Origin of the sequence: Streptomyces sp. NPDC001678 (genome assembly GCF_042892945.1) — a bacterium.
Lineage (GTDB): Bacteria > Actinomycetota > Actinomycetes > Streptomycetales > Streptomycetaceae > Streptomyces.
In genome coordinates, this window is sequence record NZ_JBIAUP010000010.1 from 187,637 (window position 1) to 212,590 (window position 24,954).

Genomic DNA, 24,954 nt, shown 5'->3' on the forward strand with positions numbered 1-24,954 from the left:
CCCAAGAGGCATGAAGCTGGCCTTTTCGACCCTCGGTGTACCCGGGATGCCGCCCCGCGACGTGGTGCGGCTCGCCGCCACCTGCGGTTACGACGGCGTGGAGCTGCGCGCCCACCCCGAGGAGCCCGTGCACCCGGGCGTCTCCGCCGCGCAGCGGGCCGCGGTGGCCATGGAGTTCGCGGACGCGGGCCTGACGATCCTGGCCGTGGCCGGGTACGCCCGGGTGGCGGCCCCCGGACCCGACGAGCCGGTGCTGGCCGAGCTCGCCGAGCTGGTCCGGCTGGCCGGGGACCTCGGGGCGCCGTACGTACGGGTGTTCCCCGGCGGTGGCGGGCAGCCCGCGGCGGAGGCCGACGCGACGGCCGCCCGCAGACTCGGCTCGATCGCCCCGGTCGCCGCCGACACGGGCGTCCGCGTGCTGCTGGAGACCCATGACTCGCACCGGCGGGCCCAGGACGCCGTGCGCGTGCTGGGGCCCGTGGGGCACCGCAGCGTGGGCGCCCTCTGGGACCTGCTGCACACCTGGCTGGGCGGCGAGGACCCGGCCGTCAGCCTCCCGGCGCTGGCCCCCCATCTGGGCTATGTGCAGGTGAAGGACGTCGCCTCGGCGGAGGACACCGCCCCGCTGCCGCTCGGGGCGGGGGTGCTGCCCCTGGGCGCCTGCGTCCGCGCCCTCAGCCGCGCGGGCTGGGACGGCTGGCTGAGCTGGGAGTACGAGAAGCGCTGGCATCCGCAGTCGGCCGACTTTCCTCAGCTGGCGGGGGCGGGAGCGGAGTACTTGCGGGGACTGGTCGCCGCCGCCCCGCGAGCGAGGTGAAGGACCGCCCCGCGAGCGAGGTGAGGGCAACGCCGCCCACCAGCAGCACCGCCGCGCACCAGCGCAGCGGGCTCACGCCCTCGCCCAGCAGCAGCGCCGCCGAGGACATGCCGAATACCGGGACCAGCAGCGAGAAGGGCGCGACGACCGACGCGTCGTAGGTGCGCAGCAGGTATCCCCACGCGCCGAATCCGAGCACCGTGCTCACCCAGGCGACGAACAGCAGGGCGCCGGCGCCGGTCCAGTCGAGCGAGCGCAGCGCCTCGGCGTCGGCTGCCGGGCCCTCGAACACCAGCGACAGCGCCAGCAGCGGCAACACCGGGACGGTGCTGATCCACACGGTGAAGCGCAGGGCGTCGGCGGGCGCCGCCTTGCGGGTCAGGACGTTGGACACGCCCCAGAAGGCAGCCGCGCCCACGACCAGGGCGAAGCCGGTCAGCGGGCCGGAGGCCCCTTCGTCCACGGCGGCGACCGCGATGCCCGCAAGGGCCACGGCCATGCCCAGCAGCCTGACGCGGCCGGGGCGTTCGGCCAGGGCGAGCACGGCGAAGAGGGCGGTGAAGACCGCCTGGGCCTGGAGCACCAGCGAGGACAGCCCGGTGGGCATCCCGGCGTGCATACCGACGAACAGCAGCCCGAACTTGCCCACCCCGAGCGCGAGTCCCACCCCGATGATGTACCGCCACTTCACCGGGGGCCGCCCGGCGAAGAAGACGGCGGGCACCGCCGCCGCGAGGAAGCGCAGCGCGCAGAAGAGCAGGGGCGGGAAGTGGTCGAGGCCGACGTGGATGACGACGAAGTTGACGCCCCAGAGGGCGGCGACCGCGACGGCCAGGGCGAGGTGCTGAGGACGCATGTGACGAGAATCCGGTGCGACGACCATGTAGCACCAGCACACGTTTCTTCATGATGGGATTCAGCAGTACTCAACGATGAGTGACGCTCAACCATGAGGGTCCACCGATGGGGGGTCGGAAGACCATGCTGGATCTGTCCCGGCTGCGCGCGCTGCACGCCGTCTCCGTGCACGGCTCCGTCAGCGCGGCCGCCGTCGCCCTGGGCTACACGCCCTCGGCCGTGTCGCAGTCGATAACCAAGCTGGAGCGGGAGACCCGCACCACCCTGCTGGAGCGCAGGGGGCGCGGGGTCGCGCTGACCGACGCGGCGGTCCGGCTGGCGCAGACGGCGCACGAGCTGCTGTCACTGGTCGAACGGGCGGAGACCGAGCTGGAGGAGCGGCGCGGGCTGCCGACGGGCCGGCTGACGATCGGGGCGTTCGCGTCGGCCGCGCGCGGGCTGCTGCCCGGCGTCCTGGCCGCGCTGGCCCAGGCACACCCGTCACTGGACGCCCGGCTGGTCGAGGTCGACCCTCACCTGTCCGTGGGGCTCGTGGAGCGGGGCGTGCTCGACCTGACCGTGACGTTCGAGTGGGACATCTCGCCGCTGCCCGTGCCCGAGGCCCTGGAGCGGATACGGATCGGCGCCGACCTCTGCGACGTCCTGGTGCCCCGGGGCCACGCGCTGGCCGGGTACGCCCGGCTGTGCCACGCGGACCTGGAGGGGCAGCGCTGGGTCGGCCAGCCGCCCGGCACGGTCTGCCACGACTGGTTCGTACGCACCCTGCGCGCCTCCGGTGACGAGCCGGACATCGCCTATGAGGCCGCCGAGAACCACACCCACGTCGCGCTCGTCGCGGCGGGCCTGGGCATCGCCGTGGCCCCCCGGCTCGGGCGCGGCCCGCTGCCCCCGGAAGTCGTGGCGCTCCCCCTGGAGCCCGTGCCCGTACGGCACCTGTTCGCCTACTGGCGCAAGGGCGCGGCCCGGCGCCCCGCGATCCGCGAAACGCTGCGCATGTTGCGGGAGCAATGGCCGGACCGATCGTTTTGAGCAACCGCTCAAAACGTATGATGAATGCTCTTCGAGGGGGCGGCGGATGTCAGTGGAGACCAAGGAACGGCTGATCACCGCTGCGGGCACGGTCCTGCGCACCCAGGGCTACGGCAAGGCCAGCGCGCGGACGATCGCCAAGGAGGCCGGGGTCAACTCGGCGTTGGTCTTCTACCACTTCGGCGGCGTCGACCCCCTGCTGTTCGCCGCTCTCGACCGCTCCTCCGCCGAGCGGATGGCGCGCCACACCGCCACCGTCGCGGACGCGCGCACGCTGGAGGAGCTCGCCGAGCGGGCCACCCGCATCTACCGCGACGACCTGGAGGGCGGCCACATCACCCTGCTCTCCGAGCTGGTCGCGGCGGCCGTGGCCAAGCCGGAGCTGCGCGAGGAGATCAGGGTGCGGGTCGAGCCGTGGATGGCGTTCATGGAGGAGACCCTGGAGCGGGTCATCGGCGGCACCCCGCTCGCCCGGATGACCCCGCCGCGCGATCTGGCCAACGCCGCCGTCGTCTTCTACCTCGGGGTGAATCTCTTCACGGTGCTGGACGCCGACCGCACCCGGACGGAATCGGTCTTCTCGATGGTGCGGCGGCTCGCGCCCCGCGCGGGGCTGCTGGCCCGGCGCGTCCCCGTGCGGTTCGGCCGGGCGCGCGGCTTCGGCAGGGCGCGACGCCGGGCCCGCTAGCCCGGTCGCGCCACGGCGCGGAACCGCTCCGGCGCGCGGCCCGTCCAAGGGGCGTGCTGCCGCCGGTCCCCGCAGAGCGGTGCCGGCCCCGCCGTACCGACGGCGCGGGCCACTCCCTCTCCGCCGCCTGTGGCCGGTAGCGCGCCGCCGCCGGTGACACCCCCTCTACCGCGCCGGCGGCGGACGCCGGCGGGCGGGAGCGGGGCGCGCGGTCACCCTCCGCAAACCCTCCCGCACGCCTGGCGTGCGCCGGTGGCCGTCGGGTAACTCTGGACGCTCGGTTGGTGGGTTGGGGGAGATCATGCGCCATCGCGCGCTACCGAGGGCACTGTTCGCGCTCGCCATGCTGTGCGGGTCCGGGTCGCTCGTCGGCTGTCAGCTCCAGGGCCGCCCCGGGGCGGAGATCGTCACCCAGGGCATACAGGCCGAACAGGGCGGGCAAGGCGGACCGGCCGGACAGGCCGCGCCCGAGCGGGCCGAGCCGGGCCGGAGCGCCACCTTCCTGGGCCAGGGGTCGTGCGCGGGCCGGGGCCGGACGACGGCATTCACCGAGCTGGACTGCGCGGACGAGCGCGCGACCGCCAGCGTTCTCGCCCGCTACTACGGCCCGCAGGAGAACGGTCCGCGCTGCCCCGACAGCACCGATTTCGTACTGCACATCACGGCGGTGAACACCGGAACGTCGGAGTCGGAGAGCGCCCCCGAGGGCTACGCCTGCATGCGCAATCTGCGCCCGCCGCACCCGGGCGACCCGGGCATGGGCGGCGGCCCCCTGACGGTGGCGGGCGACTGCGTGTACACCGAGCGGCACGGGGTCGTGAAGGAGACGGCCTGCGACGGCTCGCGGGGCCACGCGCCGGAGTTCCGGGTGGACTCCACGGTGCGCACGCGCGACGACTGCCCGCCCTCGACGGACCTGTACGTACAGGTGGGCGGCGGGCGCCCCGTGGGGTGCGCCCGCCGCCTCTAGATCACGCGGCTACGGCCTGCACGCCGCTACGGCCGCAGTGCGGACTGGCGCTCCACACTCTGCTGGTCGAGCTTGGCGTTGAAGGGTGCCAGCGGCTTGGCCTGCTTGTCGTCCTTCTGGACGGCCGCGGGCGCGACGCCCGCCCAGCGCAGCACCTCGGCCGTGGCCACCGCCCGCTCGTCGGCGACGAGCTGGGAGATGTTGGAGCCGTGGTTGCCGCCCGGCGCGTAGAAGCGGTAGTCGTGGCGGGCCGCGGCGTTCCGGCCGAGACGGAACGGCTCCGAGCTCCACGGGTCGTTCTGCCCGTAGACGAACAGCATGTTCCGGCTCTCCTCGCGCACCCAGCGGTCGATGTCCGCCATGGCGCCCGGCCGGAACTTCATCGGGATGTCACGCGGCACATAGGTGCGCGGCTTGTAGCTGTCGGGGTACCGCAGCAGGCCCTTGAGGTTGGCGAACTTGGGGCTCGGGGAGCCCAGTTCGGTGCCCGCCTGGTAGTAGTACGGCGTGAACCGCTCCAGACCCTGGTCGGTGTAGCCGTCGAAGCCGGAGATGTCGTCGATGAACTTGTACAGCTCGTCCGTCGACGCCTTGGTGGCGGGCACGGTCTTGCAGTCGCTCTGGAGGTGGTACTGCCAGAACGCCCACACCAGGTCCATGACGACGTTCTCGTAGGCCTTGTCGGCGCTGCCGACGGTCTTGAAGGTCTTGTTGTTCTCGTCGGCCCACTTCTGGTAGCGGGTGACGATCTCGCCGCGGCGGACGAGGGCCTCGCGCTGCACCGAGTTCAGCTGGGTGCGGCAGGCCTGGTCGCCGACGGTCGCGAAGAACCGGTCGTAGGCGGAGTCCTCGTCGTTGACCACGTCGTTGGGCGCGACGTAGGCGACGGTGCCGTTCATGTCCTTGGGGAAGAAGCGGCGGTAGTACGTCGCCGTCATGCCTCCCTTGCTGCCGCCGGTGGCCAGCCAGTTCTTGTTGTAGACCGGCTTGAGGGCCTCGAAGAGGCGGTGCTGGTCGTTGGCGGCCTGCCAGATGTCGAGCTTCGACCAGTCGGCGGGCTGCGGCCGGGACGGGGTGAAGAAGCGGTACTCCATCGACACCTGGTTGCCGTCGACGATCCGGGTCGGCTCGCTGCGCGACGGAGTGGTGTTGACGTTGTAGCCGGAGGTGAAGAAGACCGTCGGCCGGTCGGTGTTCTTGTGCAGCAGCGTGAACCGCTGGGCGAAGGTGCCCTTCGACGGGTTCCGGTGGTCGACCGGCTGCTGATAGCTCATCACGAGGTAGCGGTAGCCCTCATAGGGCTTCTCCTCGACGAAACTCATCCCCGGGATCTTCAGGACGCGTTCCTTGATGTCCGGCTCGGTGGCGGTCCCCGCCGCCCCCGCCACCGTGCTGCCGGCGCCGACCGTCCCGATGGACATGGTCAGCGCCAGCAGGAATCTGACGGCCTTGCGCATACGCCCTCCCCTGGTTCGCGAAAGTCGCCGCGAACCTACCGGGGGCAACATCCGCCACGCCAGAGTCAACCCAGGGTGACCTTGCTCCCTCTCTCCGGGCTCCCCTCCCGCACCGGGCGACGCGTCAGGCGGCTACGGCCTCGCCGGTGAACGACCGCCACAGCTCCGCGTACCGCCCGTCCAGCGCCAGCAGTTGGGCGTGGGTGCCGTCCTCGACGACCCGGCCGCGGTCCAGGACCACCACGCGGTCCGCGCGCGCGGCGGTCGTCAGGCGGTGCGCCACCACCAGCGTCGTACGGCGCCCGGCCAGCCGGTCGGTGGCCCGGTTCACCAGCGCCTCGGTGGCCAGGTCCAGGGCCGCGGTGGCCTCGTCCAGCAGCAGGACGTCCGGGTCCACCAGCTCGGCGCGGGCCAGGGCGATCAACTGCCGCTGTCCGGCGGAGAGGTTGCGGCCGCGCTCGGCGACCTCGTGGAGGTAGCCGTCGGTCAGCGTGGCGATCATCTCGTGCGCCCCGACCGCCCGCGCGGCCGCCTCGACCTCGGCGTCGCTCGCGTCCGGGCGCCCGTAGGCGATCGCGTCGCGCACGGTGCCCGGGAAGAGGTACGACTCCTGGGGGACGACGCCCAGGCGGTGCCGGTAGGAGACCGGGTCCAGGTCGCGCAGGTCGTGGCCGTCGACGAGGACGGCGCCGGAGACCGGGTCGTAGAACCGCGCGACCAGCTTCACGAGCGTGGACTTGCCCGCGCCCGTCTCGCCCACGAAGGCCACCGTCTGCCCGGCGGGGATCGTCAGCCGTATCCCGGCCAGCGCCTCGTCCTTCTCGCCCCCGTAGCGGAAGGCGACGTCGTCGAAGACGACCTCTCCCTTGAGCTCCCGCACCTCGCGCGGCCGCTCGGCCACCGGCGTCGTCGTCGGCTCGCGCAGCAGCCCCTGCACCCGGCCCAGGGACACCGTCGCCTGCTGGTAGCCGTCGAAGACCTGGGAGAGCTGCTGGACGGGCGCGAAGAACAGGTCGATGTAGAGCAGGTACGCCACCAGGGCGCCCGTCGTCAGCGTCCCGTCGCCCACCCGGCCCGCGCCCACGATCAGCACGGCGGCCGCAGCGACGGACGACAGCAGCTGGACGAACGGGAAGTACACCGATATCAGCCACTGGCCGCGCACCCGCGCCTGCCGGTACTCGGCGCTGCGGTCCGCGAACCGCCGGGCGCCGGACTCCTCACGGCGGAACGCCTGCACGACGCGCAGCCCGGCGACACTCTCCTGGAGGTCGGCGTTGACGGCACCGACGCGCTCACGGGCCAGCTCGTACGCCTTGACGCTCTGCCGGCGGAAGAAGACCGTGCCGAGGACCAGCGGCGGCAGCGTGGCGAAGACCACCAGGGCCAGCTGGACGTCGATGACGACGAGCGCGACGAGGATGCCGAAGAAGGTCAGGACGGAGACGACGGCGGTGACCAGACCGGTCTGGAGGAACGACGACAGGGCGTCGATGTCCGTCGTCATCCGCGTCATGATCTTGCCGGTGAGCTCGCGCTCGTAGTAGTCGAGCCCCAGCCGCTGGAGCTGGGCGAAGATCTTCACGCGCAGGGAGTAGAGGACGCGCTCGCCCGTGCGCCCCGTCAGCCGGGTCTCGCCGATCTGCGCCGCCCACTGCCCGAGGACGACGAGCAGCGCGAGCCCCGAGGCCGCCCAGACGGCGCCGAGCGCCAGGCGCTGGACGCCTTGGTCGATGCCGTGCCGGATCAGCACGGGCAGCAGCAGGCCCGCGAGGGCGTCGACGGCCACCAGCAGCAGGCTCACCGCCAGCGGCGCCCCGAAGCCGTTCAGCAGCTTGCGCAGCCCGTACGACTCCTCGGCCCGGGCGGCGCGCTCCTCGTCGACGTCCGGGGTGTCGTCGGCCGGGGGCAGCGCGGCCACCTTGGCGAGCAGCTCCGGCGTCGCGGTCGCCCCGGCGAGCGCGCCGTGCTCCCGCGCGGGGTCGTCGGCGTTCTTGCGGACCCACAGGTGCGGGGTGACGCCGTCGACGGGACGACGCTTCTCCTCGGCTTCGGAGACGGGTTCCGTGACGAGCGGGGCTACGGGCGCCACGAGCCCGGTGGCGAGCGCCTCGCCGCCGAAGGCCGCGCCCGCCGGGTCCTGCGGGACGCCCGCCAGCTCGTCGGGGTCCGTCAGCAGCTCGCGGTAGCGCGCGCAGCGCGCCTCCAGCTCCTCCGCCGTGCCCACGTCGACGAGGCGTCCGCCGTCCAGGACGGCGATGCGGTCGGCCAGGGCGAGGGTCGAGGCGCGGTGGGCGATCAGCAGGGTCGTACGGCCCGCCATGACCCCGCGCAGCGCCTCGTGGATCTCGTGCTCCACCCGGGCGTCGACCGCCGAGGTCGCGTCGTCGAGGAGCAGCAGCCGGGGGTCGGTGAGGATGGCCCGGGCCAGCGCGACGCGCTGGCGCTGGCCGCCGGAGAGGGTGAGGCCCTGCTCGCCGACCTTGGTGGCGTATCCGTCGGGCAGCGCGGAGATGAAGCCGTCCGCCTGGGCGGCCCGGGCTGCGGTGCGGATCTGCTCGTCCGTGGCGTCGGGAACGCCGTAGGCGATGTTGTCGCGGATGCTGTCGGAGAACAGGAAGCTGTCCTCGGGTACGAGCCCGATGGCGGCGCGCAGCGAGGGCAGCGTCAGCTCGCGGACGTCCTGGCCGCCGACGCGTACCGCGCCGCCGGTGACGTCGTAGAAGCGCGGCAGGAGCAGCGCGAGGGTGGACTTGCCGCTGCCGGAGGCGCCGACGACGGCGACGGTCTCGCCGGGCTCGAGGCGCAGGGAGACCCCGTCGAGGACCGGGCGGCGGGGGTCGTAGCCGAAGGTGACGTCGTCGAACTCGACGGTGGCGGGGGCGTCCGCGGGCAGTTCGCGCGCGTCCGGGCGCTCCTGGACCGCCGGCTCGGTGTCGATGAGCTCCAGGACGCGCTCCACGCCGGCGCGGGCCTGCTGGCCGACCGTGAGGACCATGGTGAGCATCCGTACCGGGCCGACGAGCTGGGCGAGGTAGGTGGAGAAGGCGACGAAGGTGCCGAGGGTGACCTGGCCGCGGGTGGCCATCCAGCCGCCGAGGGCGAGCATGGCGACCTGGCCCAGCGCGGGCACGGCCTGGAGGGCCGGGGTGTAGCGGGAGTTCAGCCGGACGGCGCGCATCCGCCCGGCGAAGAGCCGGTGGCCCACCTCGCGGAGCTTGCCGGCCTCCTGGGCCTCCTGGCCGAAGCCCTTGACGACGCGTACGCCCGTGACGGCGCCGTCCACGACGCCCGCGACGGCGGCGGCCTGGCCCTGGGCGTACCAGGTGGCGGGGAAGACCTTGACGCGGCTGCGCTGGGCGAGGAGCCACAGGGCGGGTGCCACGGCGAGCGCGACGACGGTCAGCAGCGGGGAGAGGACGAGCATCACGACGAGCGAGATGACGAAGAGGAGGATGTTGCCGATCATCATCGGCAACATGAACAGCAGGCTCTGTACGAGCTGGAGGTCGCTGGTGGCCCGGCCGACGACCTGGCCGGTGGAGAGCTCGTCCTGCCGTTTGCCGTCGAGGCGGGCGATGGCGGCGTGCATCTCGGTCCGCAGGTCGTGCTGGACGTCGAGGGCGAGCCGGCCGCCGTAGTAGCGGCGGACGTAGGTGAGGCCGTAGACCACCAGCGCCGCGACGATCAGCAGGATCGCCCAGGGGGCGAGGGGGCGCTGGTGGCTGCCTATGACGTCGTCGATGATGAGCTTGGGTATGAGGGGGACGAGCGCCATGACGGCCATCCCGGCGAGGGACGAGCCGAGCGCCAGCAGCACCGCGTCGCGGTAGCGCCAGCAGTACCCTGCGAGCCGCCTGGCCCAGCCCTGACCGGTCGATTCCGTCGCGGCCACCCGAGACCTCCGCTGTCTCCCGCTCCCTGTTCTGACGGAAGGCCCCAACGCTCTGGGCTGCGGATTTCATCCCGCCGCAATGAAACGGGGACGCTTTCGGGCGCCCGGAGGGGGCGCGCGACGTCGTTTACCGCGCGCCCTTCGCCCGGGTACGGCGTATGCCCGTCACATGCCGGGGACGAACTGGAGCAGCAGATCGATGAGCTTGATGCCGAGGAACGGGGCGACGAGCCCGCCCAGGCCGTAGATGCCGAGGTTGCGGCGGAGGAGCGCGTGGGCGGACGAGGGGGCGTAGCGCACGCCGCGCAGGGCGAGCGGGATGAGGGCGACGATCACGAGCGCGTTGAAGATGATCGCGGAGGCGATGGCGGAGGTCGGGCTGTGGAGGCCCATGACGTTGAGCTTCTCCAGGCCTTCGTAGCCGGCCACGCCGCCGAACATGGCGGGGACGATCGCGAAGTACTTGGCGACGTCGTTGCAGATGGAGAAGGTGGTGAGCGCCCCTCGGGTGATCAGCAGCTGCTTTCCCACCTCGACGATCTCGATGAGCTTGGTGGGGTTGGAGTCCAGGTCGACCATGTTCCCGGCCTCCTTGGCGGCGGCGGTGCCGCTGTTCATGGCCACGCCGACGTCGGCCTGGGCGAGGGCGGGGGCGTCGTTGGTGCCGTCGCCGGTCATCGCGACGAGGTTGCCGCCCGCCTGCTCGGCCCGGATGCGGGCCAGCTTGTCCTCGGGGGTGGCCTCGGCGATGAAGTCGTCGACGCCGGCCTCGGCGGCGATGGCCTTGGCGGTGCGCGGGTTGTCGCCGGTGACCATGACGGTCTTGATGCCCATGGCGCGAAGTTCGGCGAATCGCTGGGCGATTCCGGGTTTGACGACGTCCTTCAAATGAACGGCGCCAAGGACCCGGATGCCGTCCGGGTCCTCGACCGCGACCAGCAGCGGAGTGCCGCCTTCCGACGCGATGTGGTCGGCGATCCAGTGGGCGTCCTCGGGCACCTGGCCGCCGCGCCGGGCGACCCAGTCGGCGACCGCGCTCCCGGCGCCCTTGCGGATGCGGCAGAAGTCCCCCTCGAAGGAGAAGTCCACCCCGCTCATCCGCGTCTGCGCGGAGAAGGGCACGAACCGGCCGTGGGCGAAGTCGCCGTTGTGGTGCTGGATCCCGTACTGCTTGGCGAGCTCCACGACGGAGCGGCCCTCCGGGGTCTCGTCGGCGAGCGAGGAGAGCTGGGCGGCGTCGGCGAGGAGCTCGTGGGTGATGCCCTTGACGGGGACGAAGGCGGCGGCCTGCCGGTTGCCGTGGGTGATGGTGCCGGTCTTGTCCAGCAGCAGGGTGCTGACGTCGCCCGCCGCCTCGACGGCCCGGCCCGACAGCGCGATGACGTTGCGCTGGACGAGCCGGTCCATGCCGGCGATGCCGATGGCGGAGAGCAGCGCGCCGATGGTCGTGGGGATCAGGGTGACCAGCAGGGCGACGAGCACGGTGATGCTCTGCGGGGCGCCCGCCCAGCTCGCCATGGGCTGGAGCGACACCACCGCCAGGATGAAGATCACGGTGAGCGAGGCGAGCAGGATGTTGAGCGCCAGCTCGTTGGGGGTCTTCTGCCGGCTGGTGCCCTCGACCAGGGCGATCATGCGGTCGAGGAAGGTGTTGCCGGCGCGGGAGGTGATCCGTACGACGATCCGGTCGGAGAGCACCGTGGTGCCGCCGGTGACGCCGGCACGGTCGCCGCCGGCCGCGCGGATCACCGGCGCGGACTCGCCGGTGATCGCCGATTCGTCCACGGCCGCGACGCCGTCGACGACCTCGCCGTCGCCGGGCACGGTCTCGCCGGCCTCGACGACCACGAAGTCGTAGGGGCGCAGTTCACCGGCCGGGACCCGCTCCTCCTCCCAGTCGCGGCGGTCCATGCTCACCCGCCAGGTGCGCAGCCGCCGGGCCACGGTGGTGCCCCGGGTGCGCCGCAGCGACTCGGCCTGGGCCCTGCCCCGGCCCTCGGCGACGGCCTCGGCGAGATTGGCGAAGACGACGGTGAGCCAGAGCCAGACGCTGATCAGCCAGGTGAAGACGGACGGGTCGAGGACGGCGGAGAGCGTGGTGAGGACGGAGCCGACCTCGACGACGAACAGCACGGGGTGCCGGACCATCACCCGGGGGTGGAGCTTGCGGACGGCGTCCGGGAGAGAGGCGACGAGCTGCTTGGGGTCGACGAGCCCGCCGCCGACGCGGCGGTGGCGGTGCGGGGTGGTTTGTCCGGGGGCGCGGTACAGCATCAGCGGAGTGACCTTCGACGGGCCGGCGAGGTGGAACGATCACTTCACCCAACCGCCCGGACACACACCGTGGCCGTTCCCTTACGCGCCTTTGTCGCGCCCGGGGCCGGGACTTACGTGGTCTTTACGCCCCCCGCCCCGCCGTTTCACCGTTTCTTGTCCTCAAACGCCGGACGGGCTGACAAAAGTCAGCCCGTCCGGCGTTTGAGGACAAGGTCCGGGGCGGGGCCCCGGGGGGGATCAGCCGCGGGCGGCGGCGATCTGCCGCGACATGATCGTCGTCAGCTCGTAGGCCGCGTGCGACGCCGCGACCGAGGTGATCTCGGCGTGGTCGTACGCCGGCGCGACCTCCACCAGGTCGGCGGAGACCAGGTTGCAGGAGGACAGCCCGCGGATGATCTCCAGCAGCTCGCGGGAGGTCAGGCCGCCCGCCTCCGGCGTGCCGGTGCCGGGCGCGTGGGCCGGGTCCAGGACGTCGATGTCGATGGAGATGTACAGCGGGCGGTCGCCGACGCGCTGGCGCAGCTGGTCGGCGATCTCGTCGACGCCGCGGCGCATGACGTCCGCCGAGGTGACGATGCCGAAGCCCATCTTCTCGTCGTCGGTGAGGTCCTTCTTGCCGTACAGCGGGCCGCGCGTGCCGACGTGGGAGAGCGCGGAGGTGTCGAGGATGCCCTCCTCGACGGCCCGGCGGAACGGCGTGCCGTGGGTGTACTCGGCGCCGAAGTAGGTGTCCCAGGTGTCCAGGTGGGCGTCGAAGTGCAGCAGGGCGACGGGGCCGTGCTTCTTGGCCACCGAGCGCAGCAGCGGCAGCGCGATGGTGTGGTCGCCGCCGAGGGTCATCATGCGGGCGCCGGTGCCCAGGATGTCGTCGGCCGCGCCCTCGATGGTCTCGACGGCCTCGTCGATGTTGAACGGGTTCGCGGCGATGTCACCGGCGTCCGCGACCTGCGCGAGGGCGAAGGGCGAGGCGTCCTGGGCCGGGTTGTACGGGCGCAGCAGGCGCGAGGCCTCACGGATGGCGTTGCCGCCGAAGCGGGCGCCCGGACGGTAGGAGACGCCGGTGTCGAAGGGCACGCCGACGACGGCGACGTCGGCGGTGCCGACCTCGTCCAGACGGGGCAGCCGGGCGAAGGTGGCGGGGCCGGCGTAGCGCGGGATGCGGGAGGAGTCGACGGGTCCGCGCGGCTCACGGGGGGCGGGGGTGCTCATGCTGGGGGCCTCTCGGATCACGGACGGAGCGCCGACGGGTCACGGTCGCGTCAACGTCGGAGCGGACGGTCTGGACGTACCCGAGGGTAGGCAGGGAGGCGGATTCCGCACATGTACGGAAGTGAAGGTCCGGCTTCTCCATATGGACACGGCGTCCATCGCGCATCCCGGGGGGAGAATGAGCCCATGCCGATACCACCCAGCCCCGCCGAACTGATCGATCACCTCGTCCGTACGCGTATCGCGGGGAATGTCGCCACCCCCCGCGAGAACAATCTCGATCACTACCGCAAGCTCGCCCAGGGCGACCGGCACTACTGGTTCGGGCTGGAGTTCGGCGACCGCTGGACGGACGAGCAGGACGTGCTGGCGGTCATGGCGGAGCGCTGCGGCGTCAGCGACGACCTGGAGCACCGGGCGGGCCAGGACACGATCGATCCCCGGCTGACCGTGGCCGCGCTGGAACGGATGGCCGCGTTCCTTCGGAAGGCCGCGGAGGGCCGGCAGCGGGTGCTGTTCGCCACCGGGCACCCGGGCGGGCTGCTGGACGTCCACCGCACGACGGCGGCCGCGCTGCGGGCGGCGGGCTGCGAGATCGTCGCCATCCCCAGCGGGCTGCGCGCGGACGAGGGCTCGGTGTACCAGGTCGCCGACGTGGCCGTCTTCGAACGCGGGGCGACGCTCTGGCACACCCACTCCCCCGCGCCCATGGCCGCGGTCCTCGACGGGCTGCGGCAGGCGGGCCGCCCGCTGCCGGACCTGGTCGTCGCCGACCACGGCTGGGCGGGCTGCGCGGCGCGGTGGGGGATCGACGCCGTGGGCTTCGCGGACTGCAACGACCCGGCGCTCTTCCTCGCCGAGGCGGAGGGCACGCTCCAGGTGGCGGTGCCGCTGGACGACCACGTCGCCGACCCGCGCTTCTACGAGCCGATGACGGCGTATCTGCTGGCGACGGCGGGCCTCGCGGGCTAGGTCCGGGGCCGGGGCCCGCCGTTCCAGCCGCGGACGACCAGCCAGGAGCCGCCGTAGAGCGCGGCGGCTTCGCCGGCCCGCAGGGCGAGCACGGCCGCCCACCGGTACGAGCCGTCGAAGTCGACGATGCGGCTGTGCCAGAAGAACACCAGCGCCGCGCCGAGGCCGATGACGGTGACGCCTACGGCCATCAGAAGTGCCCGTAGGACACTGGGCATGGGTGTGTTCGTGCGCGACATGGGGTCCCCTCCCGGCGGATCGCCGTTCGATCCACCCCTTGAGGGTAAAGGGCGGGTCATCTGCGGGGGACGCGTATCAGCCCCTCCTGGATCACCGACACCGCCAGCCGCCCGTCCTGCGTGCTGCATTTCCCGGGGGACGACCCCCGGACCCCCAGCCGAGCGCACGGCCGGGGCGGCGTGCGCTATCGAGCGCGAGGAACTCGTATCAGCCCCTCCTGGATCACCGACACCGCCAGCCGCCCGTCCTGGGTGAAGATGCGGCCCCTCGCCAGGCCCCGGCCGCTCTGGGAGGTGGGGCTCTCCTGGTCGTAGAGCAGCCATTCGTCGGCGCGGAACGGGCGGTGGAACCACATGGCGTGGTCCAGGCTCGCGCCGACGACGTCCCCGACGGCCCAGCCGCCGCGCCCGTGGGCGAGCAGCACGGAGTCCAGGAGCGTCATGTCGGAGACGTACGTGGCCAGGCAGATGTGCAGCAGCGGATCGTCCGCCAGTTTGCCGTTCGTCCGGAACCAAACCTGCGACTTGGGCTCGCGCGGCTCGCCCACGCGGGCGAACGTCGGCTCCTCCGCGTAGCGCAGGTCGACCGCGCCGCGCGCCTCCAGGATGCGCTCGACGACGTCCTGGCCGCCCAGGTGAGATGCGTAGTGCGGCAGCATCTCGGCGGCCGTGGGAAGGGTGAGGGGGTCCGGCGCCGGCGGCATCGGCTCCTGGTGCTCGAGCCCCTCCTCGTGCGTCTGGAAGGACGCGGAGAGGTGGAAGATCGGCTGTCCGTGCTGGACGGCGACGACGCGGCGGGTGGTGAAGGAGTAGCCGTCACGGATGCGGTCGACGGTGTAGACGATGGGCACCGCCGGATCGCCGGGGCGCAGGAAGTAGGAGTGCAGGGAATGGGCGTGCCGGTCGGCCGGGACCGTGCGGCCCGCGGCGACCAGTGCCTGGGCGGCGACCTGGCCGCCGAAGACGCGCGGCACGAGGACGGGCTGGGTGGTCGTGCCGCGGAAGATGTCCTCCTCGATCCGCTCCAGGTCGAGCAGGCCGAGGAGTTCGTCGAGGGGGGTGGGAGGTTCGGTGGTGAGGGGTTCGCTCATGGTGCCGGTGGTCCTTAAGGAAAGTGTCCTGCCGTCGCGGCGGGCCCTACAGGCCCATCGACTTGGCGATGATCGAGCGCATGACCTCGCTCGTGCCGCCGTAGATGCGGGTGACGCGGGTGTCCGCGTACAGGCGGGCGATGGGGTACTCCATCATGTAGCCGTAACCACCGTGGAGCTGGAGGCACTTGTCGACGACGACGGCCGCCCGCTCGGTGGTGAAGAGTTTGGCCGAGGCGGCGTCGGCGGCGGTGAGCTCGCCCGCGTCGTGCGCTTCCAGGGCCCGGTCGACGACCGCCTGCATCGCGTCCACCTCGGAACGGCAGTCGGCCAGGACGAACTTGGTGTTCTGGAACGAGGCCACCGACCGCCCGAAGACCGTGCGGTCGCGGACGTACTCCGTGGCGAAGGCGACGGCGGCGGCCGCCTGGGCGTACGCGCCGACGGCGATGCCGAGCCGCTCCTGGGGGAGGTTGTGGGTGAGATAGCCGAAGGCCTTTCCCTCCTCGCCGAGCAGGTCCTCGACCGGCACCTTGACGTCGGTGAAGGAGAGTTCGGCGGTGTCGGAGGCCTTCAGGCCGAGCTTCTCCAGCATGCGGCCGACCGCGTAGCCCTCCGAGGAGGTGTCCACGACGAGGATGGAGATGCCGCCGCGCCGGTCCTCGGCGGTGGCGGGGGCGGTACGGGCGCAGACGAGCACCCGGTCGGCCTGGACGCCGCCGGTGATGAAGGTCTTGGCGCCGTTGAGGACGTAGTGGGTGCCGTCCTCGGAGAGCCGGGCGGTGGTCCGCATGCCGGCCAGGTCCGAGCCGGTGCCGGGCTCGGTCATGGCGATGGCGGTCATCAGCTCGCCGGAGACGAAGCCGGGCAGCCAGCGCCGCTTCTGCTCCTCGGTGCCGTACTCGAGGAGGTAGGGGAGACACAGGGCGGTGTGCGCGCCGGCGGCGCCGAAGCCGACGCCCGCACGCGCGCACTCCTCGGTGACGACGGCCTGGAACTTGAACGAGCTCTGTCCCGCGCCGCCGTACTCCTCGGGAACCTCGATGCCGAAGACGCCGAGCTCGCCGAGCCTCTTGTAGAACTCGCGGGGGACGGCCCCCGCCGCGCGCCACTCGTCGAAGTGCGGCACCACCTCGGCGGCGATGACCTCGCGGATCGTCCGCCGGAAAGCCTCGTGGTCCTCGGTGAAGACAGTGCGTCGCACAGCGGCCTCCCCGCTCGGCTGTGTCAGCGCTCGCTGTGGTGCGAGCGCCCGCTGTATAAGCGCTTGCTCAGCGGAAGCTACCGGCCGGTCACCGGGGCTGTCCAGATCCGTTCGGCGTGATCTCGCCTGCCCGTACGCCCGGTCCGCACCGGGCCCGTCAGCCCGCCAGGGAGCCGAGCGCGCCCAGCGCCAGACGGCGCAGCAGCGCGGCCGTGGCCGTCCGGGCGGGGAGGGCGCCGCGGCGGCCGAGGTGGGGGGTGGAGTTGAGCAGGCCGAAGACGGCGTGGACGGCGGCGCGGGCCTCGGCCTCGACGACGGCCGGGTGCAGCTCGCGGACGACGCCGACCCACAGCTCCACGTACTGGCGCTGGAGCTGTCGCACCAGACTGCGGTCGCTCTCGCGGAGCTGACCGAGCTCACGGTCGTGGAGGATGATCAGCGCCCGGTCGTCCAGGGCGAAGTCGATGTGCCCGTCGATGAGCGAGTCCAGCACCTCGGCCGGGGCCGCGCCCGCCTCCGCCGCCTCGGCGACGCGCTGCCGGCCGCCCGTGAGGAGCCGCCCGCTGATGCCCACCAGCAGCTCGGCGAGCATCGCGTCCTTGCCTGCGAAGTGGCGGTAGAGCCCGGGGCCGCTGATGCCGACCGCCGCCCCTATCTCGTCCACGCCCACGCCGTGGAAGCCGCGCTCGGCGAAGAGCCGCGCGGCCTCCCGAAGGATCTGCTCCCGGCGGGAGAGGGCGGCCGGGGCCGTTCGGGCGGTGCTCACAGCGTCTTCCACAAAGTCAATTGTAGACAGCGGGCGTTAGTGGTCGTTAACCTGAAGGCACTGTGTTAACGCTCATTAACCGAGCAAGGGAGCTCGAGTCCATGCAGCAGGCACCGGTGCTGGGGAGCGCCGCGGATCCGGCGTCCGAGGCCTGGCGGGCCAACGAGGCCGCCCATCGCGAGCTGACGGCGGAGCTGCGCGGCAGGCTCGCCACCGCCCGGCTGGGCGGCGGCGAGAAGGCCCGAGCGCGGCACACCGCGCGCGGGAAGCTGCTGCCGCGCGATCGCGTCGACGCCCTGCTCGATCCCGGCTCGCCCTTCCTGGAGATCGCCCCGCTGGCCGCCGAGGGGATGTACGGCGGGTCCGCCCCGGCCGCGGGCGTGATCGCGGGCATCGGCCGGGTCTCCGGCCGCGAGACGGTGATCGTCGCCAACGACGCCACGGTCAAGGGCGGCACGTACTACCCGATGACCGTCAAGAAGCATCTGCGCGCCCAGGAGATCGCCCTGGAGAACAGGCTCCCGTGCCTGTACCTGGTCGACTCCGGCGGCGCCTTCCTGCCCATGCAGGACGAGGTCTTCCCCGACCGCGACCACTTCGGCCGGATCTTCTACAACCAGGCCCGGATGTCCGGCGCCGGCATCCCGCAGATCGCGGCGGTCCTCGGCTCCTGCACGGCCGGCGGCGCCTACGTCCCGGCGATGAGCGACGAGGCCGTGATCGTGCGCGGCCAGGGCACGATCTTCCTGGGCGGCCCGCCGCTGGTGAAGGCCGCGACGGGCGAGGTCGTCACCGCCGAGGAGCTGGGCGGCGGCGAGGTCCACTCGAAGGTGTCGGGCGTCACCGACCACCTCGCCGAGAACGACGAGCACGCCCTGCGCATCGTCCGGACGATCGTCTCGACGCTCCCCGAGCGCGGCCCGCTGCCGTGGGCTGTGGAGCCGGCCGAGGAGCCCAAGGCCGACCCGGCGGGGCTCTACGGCGCGGTCCCGGTGGACTCCCGCACCCCGTACGACGTGCGCGAGGTCATCGCCCGGATCGTCGACGGCTCGCGGTTCGCCGAGTTCAAGGCGGAGTTCGGGCAGACGCTGGTGACCGGCTTCGCCCGGATCCACGGCCACCCGGTGGGCATCGTCGCCAACAACGGCATCCTCTTCTCCGAATCCGCCCAGAAGGGCGCCCACTTCATCGAGCTGTGCGACCAGCGCGGCATCCCGCTGCTCTTCCTCCAGAACATCTCCGGCTTCATGGTCGGCCGGCAGTACGAGGCGGGCGGCATCGCCAAGCACGGCGCCAAGATGGTCACGGCCGTCGCCTGCACCCGCGTCCCCAAGCTGACGGTCGTCATCGGCGGCTCGTACGGCGCGGGCAACTACTCCATGTGCGGCCGGGCCTACTCCCCCCGCTTCCTGTGGATGTGGCCCAACGCGAAGATCTCGGTGATGGGCGGCGAGCAGGCGGCCTCCGTCCTCGCCACCGTCAAGCGCGACCAGCTGGAAGCGCGCGGCGAGGAGTGGGGCGCGCAGGACGAGGAGTCCTTCCGGGCGCCGATCCGCGAGCAGTACGAGACCCAGGGCAACGCCTACTACGCGACCGCCCGGCTGTGGGACGACGGAGTCATCGACCCCCTGGAGACCCGGCAGGTGCTGGGCCTGGCCCTGACCGCCTGTGCCAACGCCCCGCTTCCCGCCAGGGACGGCGCGGCGCCCGGCTACGGCGTCTTCCGGATGTGAGGCGGAGCATGTTCGAGACAGTCCTTGTCGCCAACCGGGGCGAGATCGCCGTACGCGTCATCCGTACGCTGCGGACGCTCGGCATCCGGTCCGTCGCCGTGTTCAGCGACGCGGACGCCGACGCCCGGCACGTCCGCGAGGCCGACACCGCCGTGCGCATCGGCCCCGCGGCCGCCGCGGAGAGCTATCTGTCCGTGGAGCGCCTGCTGGACGCCGCCGCCCGCACCGGTGCGCAGGCCGTCCACCCCGGCTACGGCTTCCTCGCGGAGAACGCCGCCTTCGCCCGCGCCTGCGCGGACGCGGGGCTCGTCTTCATCGGCCCGCCCGCCGGGGCGATCGAGCTGATGGGCGACAAGATCCGGGCGAAGGAGACGGTCCGGGCGGCGGGCGTGCCCGTCGTGCCGGGCTCGTCGGGCAGCGGCCTGACCGACGCCGAACTGGCCGACGCGGCGCACAAGATCGGGATGCCGGTCCTGCTGAAGCCGTCCGCGGGCGGCGGCGGCAAGGGCATGCGGCTGGTGCGCGACGCGGCGCTGCTCGGCGAGGAGATCGCCGCCGCGCGGCGCGAGGCGCGCGGGTCCTTCGGCGACGACACCCTGCTCGTCGAGCGCTGGGTCGACCGCCCCCGGCACATCGAGATCCAGGTGCTGGCCGACGGCCACGGCGGCGTCGTCCACCTGGGCGAGCGCGAGTGCTCGCTCCAGCGACGCCACCAGAAGATCATCGAGGAGGCCCCCAGCGTCCTGCTGGACGAGGCCACGCGCGCAGCGATGGGCGAGGCCGCCGTGCAGGCCGCGCGCTCCTGCGGCTACACGGGCGCGGGGACGGTGGAGTTCATCGTCCCGGGCGGCGACCCGTCCGCGTACTACTTCATGGAGATGAACACCCGGCTCCAGGTCGAGCACCCGGTCACGGAGCTGATCACCGGGCTGGACCTGGTCGAGTGGCAGATCCGGGTCGCGGCGGGCGAGCGGCTGGGCTTCGCCCAGGAGGACGTGACGCTCACGGGCCACGCGGTGGAGGCGCGCGTCTGCGCCGAGACCGCCCGGGTGAGCGGCGACCGCGTCGACTTCCTGCCCTCGGCGGGCACGGTCCTGGCCCTGCGCGAGCCGGCGGGCGAGGGGATCCGGGTGGATTCCGGGCTCATGGCGGGCGCGGCGGTCGGCACGTCGTACGACCCCATGCTCGCGAAGGTGATCGCCCACGGCCCCGACCGGGCCACGGCCCTGCGCCGCCTGCGGGCCGCCCTCGCGGAGACGGTCGTCCTGGGCGTCGACACGAACGTGGGCTTCCTGCGGCGGCTGCTGGCCCACCCCGACGTGGTGTCGGGAGCGCTCGACACGGGTCTCGTCGACCGGGACGCGGCGACGCTGGTCCCGGCGGAGGTGCCGGAGGAGGTGTACGTGGCGGGTGGGTTGCTGCGCCAGCAGGAGCTGTCCCCCGATCCCGCCCCTTCCCGAAACGGGGGGCAAGCCCCCCGGCCCCCGGTCACATGGGTGGACCCGTTCTCGGTCCCGAGCGGCTGGCGCCTCGGCGGCGAGGCCGCCTGGACGCCCCATCACTTCCGCGTCCCGGGGCACGCCCCGGTCACGGTCCGCGTGCGTGACACTGCAGCGGGCACGGAGTTCCTGCTCAGCGACGAGGCCGCGACTCCCCGCAGCGCGAAGCTGCTGCCCTCCCGGGGGCCCGGGGGCTTGCCCCCTCACGCGGCGGAGCCGCACATCGACACCACGGGAAGGGGCGGGGCTGGGGAGCGAACCACCCTCGTGCTCGACGGCACCACCCTCACCGTCACCCACACCGCCGACGGCGGCACCTGGCTCGCCCACCAGGGCGACACCTGGCACCTCCTCCCCCACGACCCCGTCCAGGCAGCCCTGAGCGGCGGCGGCCCCGGTGCCCACGCCGGCACCCTCACCGCCCCCATGCCCGGCACGGTCACCGTCGTCAAGGCGGCCGTCGGGGACGAGGTCGAGGCCGGGCAGAGCCTCCTCGTCGTGGAGGCGATGAAGATGGAGCACGTCATCGCCGCCCCCCACGCCGGCACCGTCACCGAGCTCGATGTGACGCCCGGCAGCACCGTGGCGATGGACCAGGTCCTGGCCGTCGTCACCCCCGTCGCCACCCCCGACGGCGCCGTCACACCCGACGGCACCCCGGCCGCGCCCCTGGAGGAGTCATGATCAGCGGACTGCCCATGGCCGTCCCGGACCCCGCCCTCCCCACCCGGGTGCGGATCCACGAGGTGGGCCCCCGCGACGGCCTCCAGAACGAGAAGACGACCGTCCCGACCGAGGTCAAGGCGGAGTTCATCCGCCGGCTGGCCGCCGCCGGCCTGGACACCGTCGAGGCGACGAGCTTCGTCCACCCCAAGTGGGTGCCCCAGCTGGCCGACGCCGAGGAGCTGCTGCCGCTGCTGGCGGGCGTCCCCGCCCGGCTCCCCGTGCTCGTGCCCAACCGGCGCGGGCTGGAGCGCGCCCTCGCCCTCGGCGCCCGGGAGATCGCCGTCTTCGGCAGCGCCACCGAGTCCTTCGCCCGGGCCAATCTCAACCGCTCCGTCGACGAGTCGCTGGAGATGTTCGCCCCCGTCGTGGCGACGGCCCGGGAGGCGGGGCTGCGGGTGCGCGGCTATCTCTCCATGTGCTTCGGCGACCCCTGGGAGGGGGCCGTGCCCCTGGAGCAGACCGTCCGTGTCAGCCGCCGCCTCCTCGACCTGGGCTGTGACGAGCTGAGCCTGGGCGACACCATCGGCGTCGCCACGCCCGGCCATGTCACGGCACTGCTCGCCGCGCTCAACGAGGCGGGGGTGGCGACCGACCGGCTCGCCGTGCACTTCCACGACACCTACGGGCAGGCGCTCGCCAACACCCTCGCCGCCCTGCGCCACGGCGTGACCACGGTCGACGCCTCCGCCGGCGGGCTCGGCGGCTGCCCGTACGCCAAGAGCGCCACCGGCAATCTCGCCACCGAAGACCTCGTCTGGATGCTCGACGGCCTCGGCATCACCACCGGGGTCGATCTCGGCCGTCTCACCGCCACCAGCGTCTGGATGGCCGGCCACCTGGGCCGACCCAGCCCGTCCCGCACCGTCCGTGCCCTCTCCCACCAGGAGCCCTGAGCCATGTCGCTGGACCACCGACTCTCCCCCGAGCACGAGGAACTCCGCCGCACCGTGGAGGAGTTCGCCCACGAGGTCGTCGCCCCGAAGATCGGCGACTTCTACGAGCGCCATGAGTTCCCCTACGAGATCGTGCGGGAGATGGGCCGCATGGGCCTGTTCGGGCTGCCGTTCCCCGAGGAGTACGGCGGCATGGGCGGGGACTACCTGGCCCTCGGGCTGGTCCTGGAGGAGCTCGCCCGGGTGGACTCCTCCGTGGCGATCACCCTGGAGGCCGGGGTCTCACTGGGCGCGATGCCCATCTTCCGTTTCGGCACGGAGGAGCAGAAGCGCGAGTGGCTGCCGAAGCTGTGTTCCGGCGAGATGCTGGGCGCGTTCGGCCTGACGGAGCCCGACGGCGGTTCCGACGCCGGGGCCACCCGCACCACGGCCCGCCTCGACGAGGCGACGAACGAGTGGGTGATCAACGGCACCAAGTGCTTCATCACCAACTCCGGCACCGACATCACCGGCCTGGTCACCGTCACCGCCGTCACCGGTCACACCGAGAACGGCAAGCCGCTGATCTCCTCGATCATCGTGCCGTCCGGCACCCCCGGCTTCACGGTCGCCGCCCCCTACTCCAAGGTCGGCTGGAACGCCTCGGACACCCGGGAGCTGTCCTTCTCCGACGTCCGGGTGCCGGCCGCCAATCTGCTGGGCGAACAGGGCCGCGGCTACGCCCAGTTCCTGCGGATACTGGACGAGGGACGGATCGCGATCTCCGCGCTGGCCACCGGGCTCGCCCAGGGCTGTGTCGACGAGTCGGTCGGCTACGCCCGGACCCGGGAGGCCTTCGGCCGGCCGATCGGCGCCAACCAGGCCATCCAGTTCAAGATCGCCGACATGGAGATGCGGGCGCACACGGCCCGGATCGCCTGGCGCGACGCCGCGTCCCGGCTGGTGCACGGCGAGCCGTTCAAGAAGGAGGCGGCGCTGGCCAAGCTCTACTCCTCCGAGATCGCCGTCACCAACGCCCGCGAGGCCACCCAGATCCACGGCGGCTACGGCTTTATGAACGAGTACCCCGTGGCCCGGATGTGGCGGGACTCCAAGATCCTGGAGATCGGCGAGGGCACCAGCGAGGTCCAGCGGATGCTGATCGCCCGCGAGCTGGGCCTGCCCGGCGCCTGACGTCCCCCGGTACGCCCCCGCTCCCGCGCCCCCGCTCCCCGCCCCGCGCCCCCGCCCCGGCTGAGAGAATTCCGTCCATGGCAGAGATCCTCCAGAAGGACGGGACATGGACCTTCGACGGCGACACGATACGCATCGTGCCGGGCCGGGAGCGGGGAGCGCATCCACTGCGCCAGACCCTGGGTGAGCTGGCCGTTCCACTGGGCGCGGTGGCGGGCGTCGCCTTCGAGCCGGCCCGCCGGGGCGGACGGCTCCGGCTGCGGCTGCGCGACGGGTCCGACCCGCTGACCCAGGCCGCCCGCGGCCGACTTCCGGAAGCAGCGGATCCGTATCAGCTCGCGGTCGAGCAGGACCGTACGGGCGTCGCGGAGTACTTCGTGGACGAGGTGCGCCACGCCCTGCTGCTGGAGCAGCTGCCGGACGGCCCCACCGACCGCTATCTGCTGCCGGGCCCGGCCGTGCCGCTGTCGGTGAGCGCCGGGGACGGCACCGCCTCCTTCGACGGCGAGCGCGTCCGCCTGGAGTGGAACTGGGTCACCGCCGAGGGGAAGAAGTCCGCGGGGACGCGCGTCCTGCCCGTCGCCGACATCGCCTCGGTGGAGTGGCAGCCCTCCGCCGGACTGGAGAACGGCTACCTCCGCTTCACCGTCCCCCAGGCGCCCACGAACGCGCCGCCCAAGCACGACCCCCACGCCATCGAGCTCTTCGGCTTCAAGAAGGACCCGCTGATGGCGCTGGTGGCCGCCGCCGTGATCGCCCGGCTGCCGCACCCCTCCGCCGCCGGAACCGCACGGTCCGCCGGAGCCGCGCAGTCCGCCGCCGTCCCGCCGGGCGCCCCGGCCCCCGGCGCCCCGAAGGCCCTGGAGGGCACACTCCCGGCCGGGCCCGCCGCCCCCGAGCAGGGCGACCCCGCCGCCGATCACGACACCCTGCTGCGCCGGCTGCGCGAGCTGGGTGAGCTGCGTCACACCGGGATCCTCACGGACGAGGAGTTCGCCGCGGCGAAACAGGCCGTCCTGCGTCGTTTCTAACCCTTTCACCCTCCCATTCGCCCGCACTCCTGCCCGATATCGGGCAGGATTCTTGCGAAAGCCTCGACTTCCCCTCACTATCGACGGGTGCTCGAACGCCGCATGTCCCATGACGACCTGGTCGACCACCTGGTGCGCAGCACGCCGCTACAGCGCGGCGAGGCAGCCCGGGTGGTGCTGGACGTGCTGGCGTACTTCGACGAGACGGCCGAGGAATTCGTGCGTCGCCGCCACCGCGAGCTTCAGTCCGGCGGACTGAACAACGCGGAGATCTTCGAGCGCATCGCGACGGAGCTGCCGCACCGCGCGGTGGCGCCACCCGAGCTCTCACTGCGGCAACTGCGCCGCATCGTCTACGGCTGAGCCGCCGGGACGTCGACGGGCCGGGGCCGGCTCCGCACAACCGCCCCGTTCCGTCCTCGCAACC

At 72.7% G+C, this 24,954-nt stretch carries 19 protein-coding genes and 1 pseudogene; 11 read left to right on the plus strand and 9 right to left on the minus strand.

Annotation, left to right across the window (positions count from 1 at the left end):
• Positions 1 to 10: 10 nt before the first annotated feature.
• A complete protein-coding gene (locus ACFYZR_RS21815) occupies positions 11 to 817 on the plus strand; it encodes a sugar phosphate isomerase/epimerase family protein (RefSeq protein WP_391912689.1) in 807 nt (268 codons plus the stop codon).
• Positions 818 to 845: 28 nt separating this feature from the next.
• On the opposite strand, the pseudogene ACFYZR_RS21820 reads toward ACFYZR_RS21815, so the two are convergent.
• A pseudogene (locus tag ACFYZR_RS21820) lies at positions 846 to 1,700 on the minus strand (EamA family transporter); the annotation flags it as partial.
• A gap of 98 nt (positions 1,701 to 1,798) precedes the next feature.
• Between ACFYZR_RS21820 and ACFYZR_RS21825 the strand changes: the two are divergent.
• From ACFYZR_RS21825 to ACFYZR_RS21835, 3 genes are all read left to right on the plus strand, one after another.
• Positions 1,799 to 2,704, plus strand: a complete 906-nt coding sequence (locus tag ACFYZR_RS21825; RefSeq protein ID WP_391912691.1) for a LysR family transcriptional regulator — start codon at positions 1,799 to 1,801, stop codon at positions 2,702 to 2,704.
• Positions 2,705 to 2,750: 46 nt separating this feature from the next.
• Positions 2,751 to 3,392, plus strand: coding sequence for a TetR/AcrR family transcriptional regulator (locus tag ACFYZR_RS21830; protein WP_391912693.1), 642 nt, complete (start codon positions 2,751 to 2,753; stop codon positions 3,390 to 3,392).
• Positions 3,393 to 3,693: 301 nt separating this feature from the next.
• Positions 3,694 to 4,362, plus strand: a complete 669-nt coding sequence (locus tag ACFYZR_RS21835) for a hypothetical protein (protein ID WP_391912695.1) — start codon at positions 3,694 to 3,696, stop codon at positions 4,360 to 4,362.
• Between the two features lie 26 nt (positions 4,363 to 4,388).
• On the opposite strand, the gene ACFYZR_RS21840 is transcribed toward ACFYZR_RS21835, so the two are convergent.
• The 4 genes from ACFYZR_RS21840 to speB form a co-directional block, all read right to left on the minus strand.
• On the minus strand, positions 4,389 to 5,819 hold the full coding sequence (locus tag ACFYZR_RS21840; protein WP_391912697.1) for a S28 family serine protease: 1,431 nt from the start codon (positions 5,817 to 5,819) through the stop codon (positions 4,389 to 4,391).
• Between the two features lie 124 nt (positions 5,820 to 5,943).
• Positions 5,944 to 9,714, minus strand: a complete 3,771-nt coding sequence (locus ACFYZR_RS21845; RefSeq protein WP_391912699.1) for an ABC transporter ATP-binding protein — start codon at positions 9,712 to 9,714, stop codon at positions 5,944 to 5,946.
• A 165-nt stretch (positions 9,715 to 9,879) separates the two neighbouring features.
• Positions 9,880 to 11,988 (minus strand): potassium-transporting ATPase subunit KdpB, encoded by a 2,109-nt coding sequence (gene kdpB, locus ACFYZR_RS21850; protein WP_391912701.1) that lies wholly within the window; start codon positions 11,986 to 11,988, stop codon positions 9,880 to 9,882.
• 240 nt (positions 11,989 to 12,228) lie between these two features.
• Complete coding sequence (gene speB, locus ACFYZR_RS21855) at positions 12,229 to 13,200, minus strand: agmatinase (RefSeq protein WP_391912703.1); 972 nt, start codon at positions 13,198 to 13,200, stop codon at positions 12,229 to 12,231.
• Between the two features lie 186 nt (positions 13,201 to 13,386).
• Between speB and ACFYZR_RS21860 the strand changes: the two genes are divergently transcribed.
• On the plus strand, positions 13,387 to 14,172 hold the full coding sequence (locus ACFYZR_RS21860) for a phosphatase (protein ID WP_391912705.1): 786 nt from the start codon (positions 13,387 to 13,389) through the stop codon (positions 14,170 to 14,172).
• Here ACFYZR_RS21860 and ACFYZR_RS21865 read toward each other — a convergent pair.
• The 4 genes from ACFYZR_RS21865 to ACFYZR_RS21880 form a co-directional block, all read right to left on the minus strand.
• Positions 14,169 to 14,411 carry a hypothetical protein gene (locus tag ACFYZR_RS21865; protein ID WP_391912707.1) on the minus strand — a complete coding sequence of 81 codons (243 nt, stop codon included), beginning with the start codon at positions 14,409 to 14,411 and terminating at the stop codon, positions 14,169 to 14,171. The genes ACFYZR_RS21860 and ACFYZR_RS21865 overlap by 4 nt on opposite strands.
• Positions 14,412 to 14,596: 185 nt before the next feature.
• Complete coding sequence (tesB, locus tag ACFYZR_RS21870) at positions 14,597 to 15,502, minus strand: acyl-CoA thioesterase II (protein WP_391912709.1); 906 nt, start codon at positions 15,500 to 15,502, stop codon at positions 14,597 to 14,599.
• 46 nt (positions 15,503 to 15,548) lie between these two features.
• Positions 15,549 to 16,706 (minus strand): acyl-CoA dehydrogenase family protein, encoded by a 1,158-nt coding sequence (locus tag ACFYZR_RS21875; RefSeq protein WP_391912711.1) that lies wholly within the window; start codon positions 16,704 to 16,706, stop codon positions 15,549 to 15,551.
• A gap of 157 nt (positions 16,707 to 16,863) precedes the next feature.
• Complete coding sequence (locus ACFYZR_RS21880; protein ID WP_391912713.1) at positions 16,864 to 17,472, minus strand: TetR/AcrR family transcriptional regulator; 609 nt, start codon at positions 17,470 to 17,472, stop codon at positions 16,864 to 16,866.
• Between the two features lie 101 nt (positions 17,473 to 17,573).
• On the opposite strand from ACFYZR_RS21880, the gene ACFYZR_RS21885 reads away from it, so the two are divergent.
• The 6 genes from ACFYZR_RS21885 to ACFYZR_RS21910 all read left to right on the plus strand — a co-directional run bounded on the left by ACFYZR_RS21885 (position 17,574) and on the right by ACFYZR_RS21910 (position 24,890).
• Positions 17,574 to 19,205 carry a carboxyl transferase domain-containing protein gene (locus tag ACFYZR_RS21885; protein WP_391912715.1) on the plus strand — a complete coding sequence of 544 codons (1,632 nt, stop codon included), beginning with the start codon at positions 17,574 to 17,576 and terminating at the stop codon, positions 19,203 to 19,205.
• A gap of 8 nt (positions 19,206 to 19,213) precedes the next feature.
• Positions 19,214 to 21,388: a biotin carboxylase N-terminal domain-containing protein gene (locus ACFYZR_RS21890; RefSeq protein WP_391912717.1), complete on the plus strand. Its 2,175-nt coding sequence runs from the start codon at positions 19,214 to 19,216 to the stop codon at positions 21,386 to 21,388.
• Positions 21,385 to 22,323 (plus strand): hydroxymethylglutaryl-CoA lyase, encoded by a 939-nt coding sequence (locus ACFYZR_RS21895; protein WP_391912719.1) that lies wholly within the window; start codon positions 21,385 to 21,387, stop codon positions 22,321 to 22,323. Before ACFYZR_RS21890 ends, ACFYZR_RS21895 begins: the two co-directional genes overlap by 4 nt.
• Before the next feature lie 9 nt (positions 22,324 to 22,332).
• Positions 22,333 to 23,496 (plus strand): acyl-CoA dehydrogenase family protein, encoded by a 1,164-nt coding sequence (locus ACFYZR_RS21900; RefSeq protein WP_391912914.1) that lies wholly within the window; start codon positions 22,333 to 22,335, stop codon positions 23,494 to 23,496.
• A 77-nt stretch (positions 23,497 to 23,573) separates the two neighbouring features.
• Complete coding sequence (locus ACFYZR_RS21905) at positions 23,574 to 24,527, plus strand: DUF4429 domain-containing protein (RefSeq protein ID WP_391912721.1); 954 nt, start codon at positions 23,574 to 23,576, stop codon at positions 24,525 to 24,527.
• Positions 24,528 to 24,614: 87 nt separating this feature from the next.
• Complete coding sequence (locus tag ACFYZR_RS21910; protein ID WP_311611242.1) at positions 24,615 to 24,890, plus strand: hypothetical protein; 276 nt, start codon at positions 24,615 to 24,617, stop codon at positions 24,888 to 24,890.
• Positions 24,891 to 24,954: the final 64 nt, after the last annotated feature.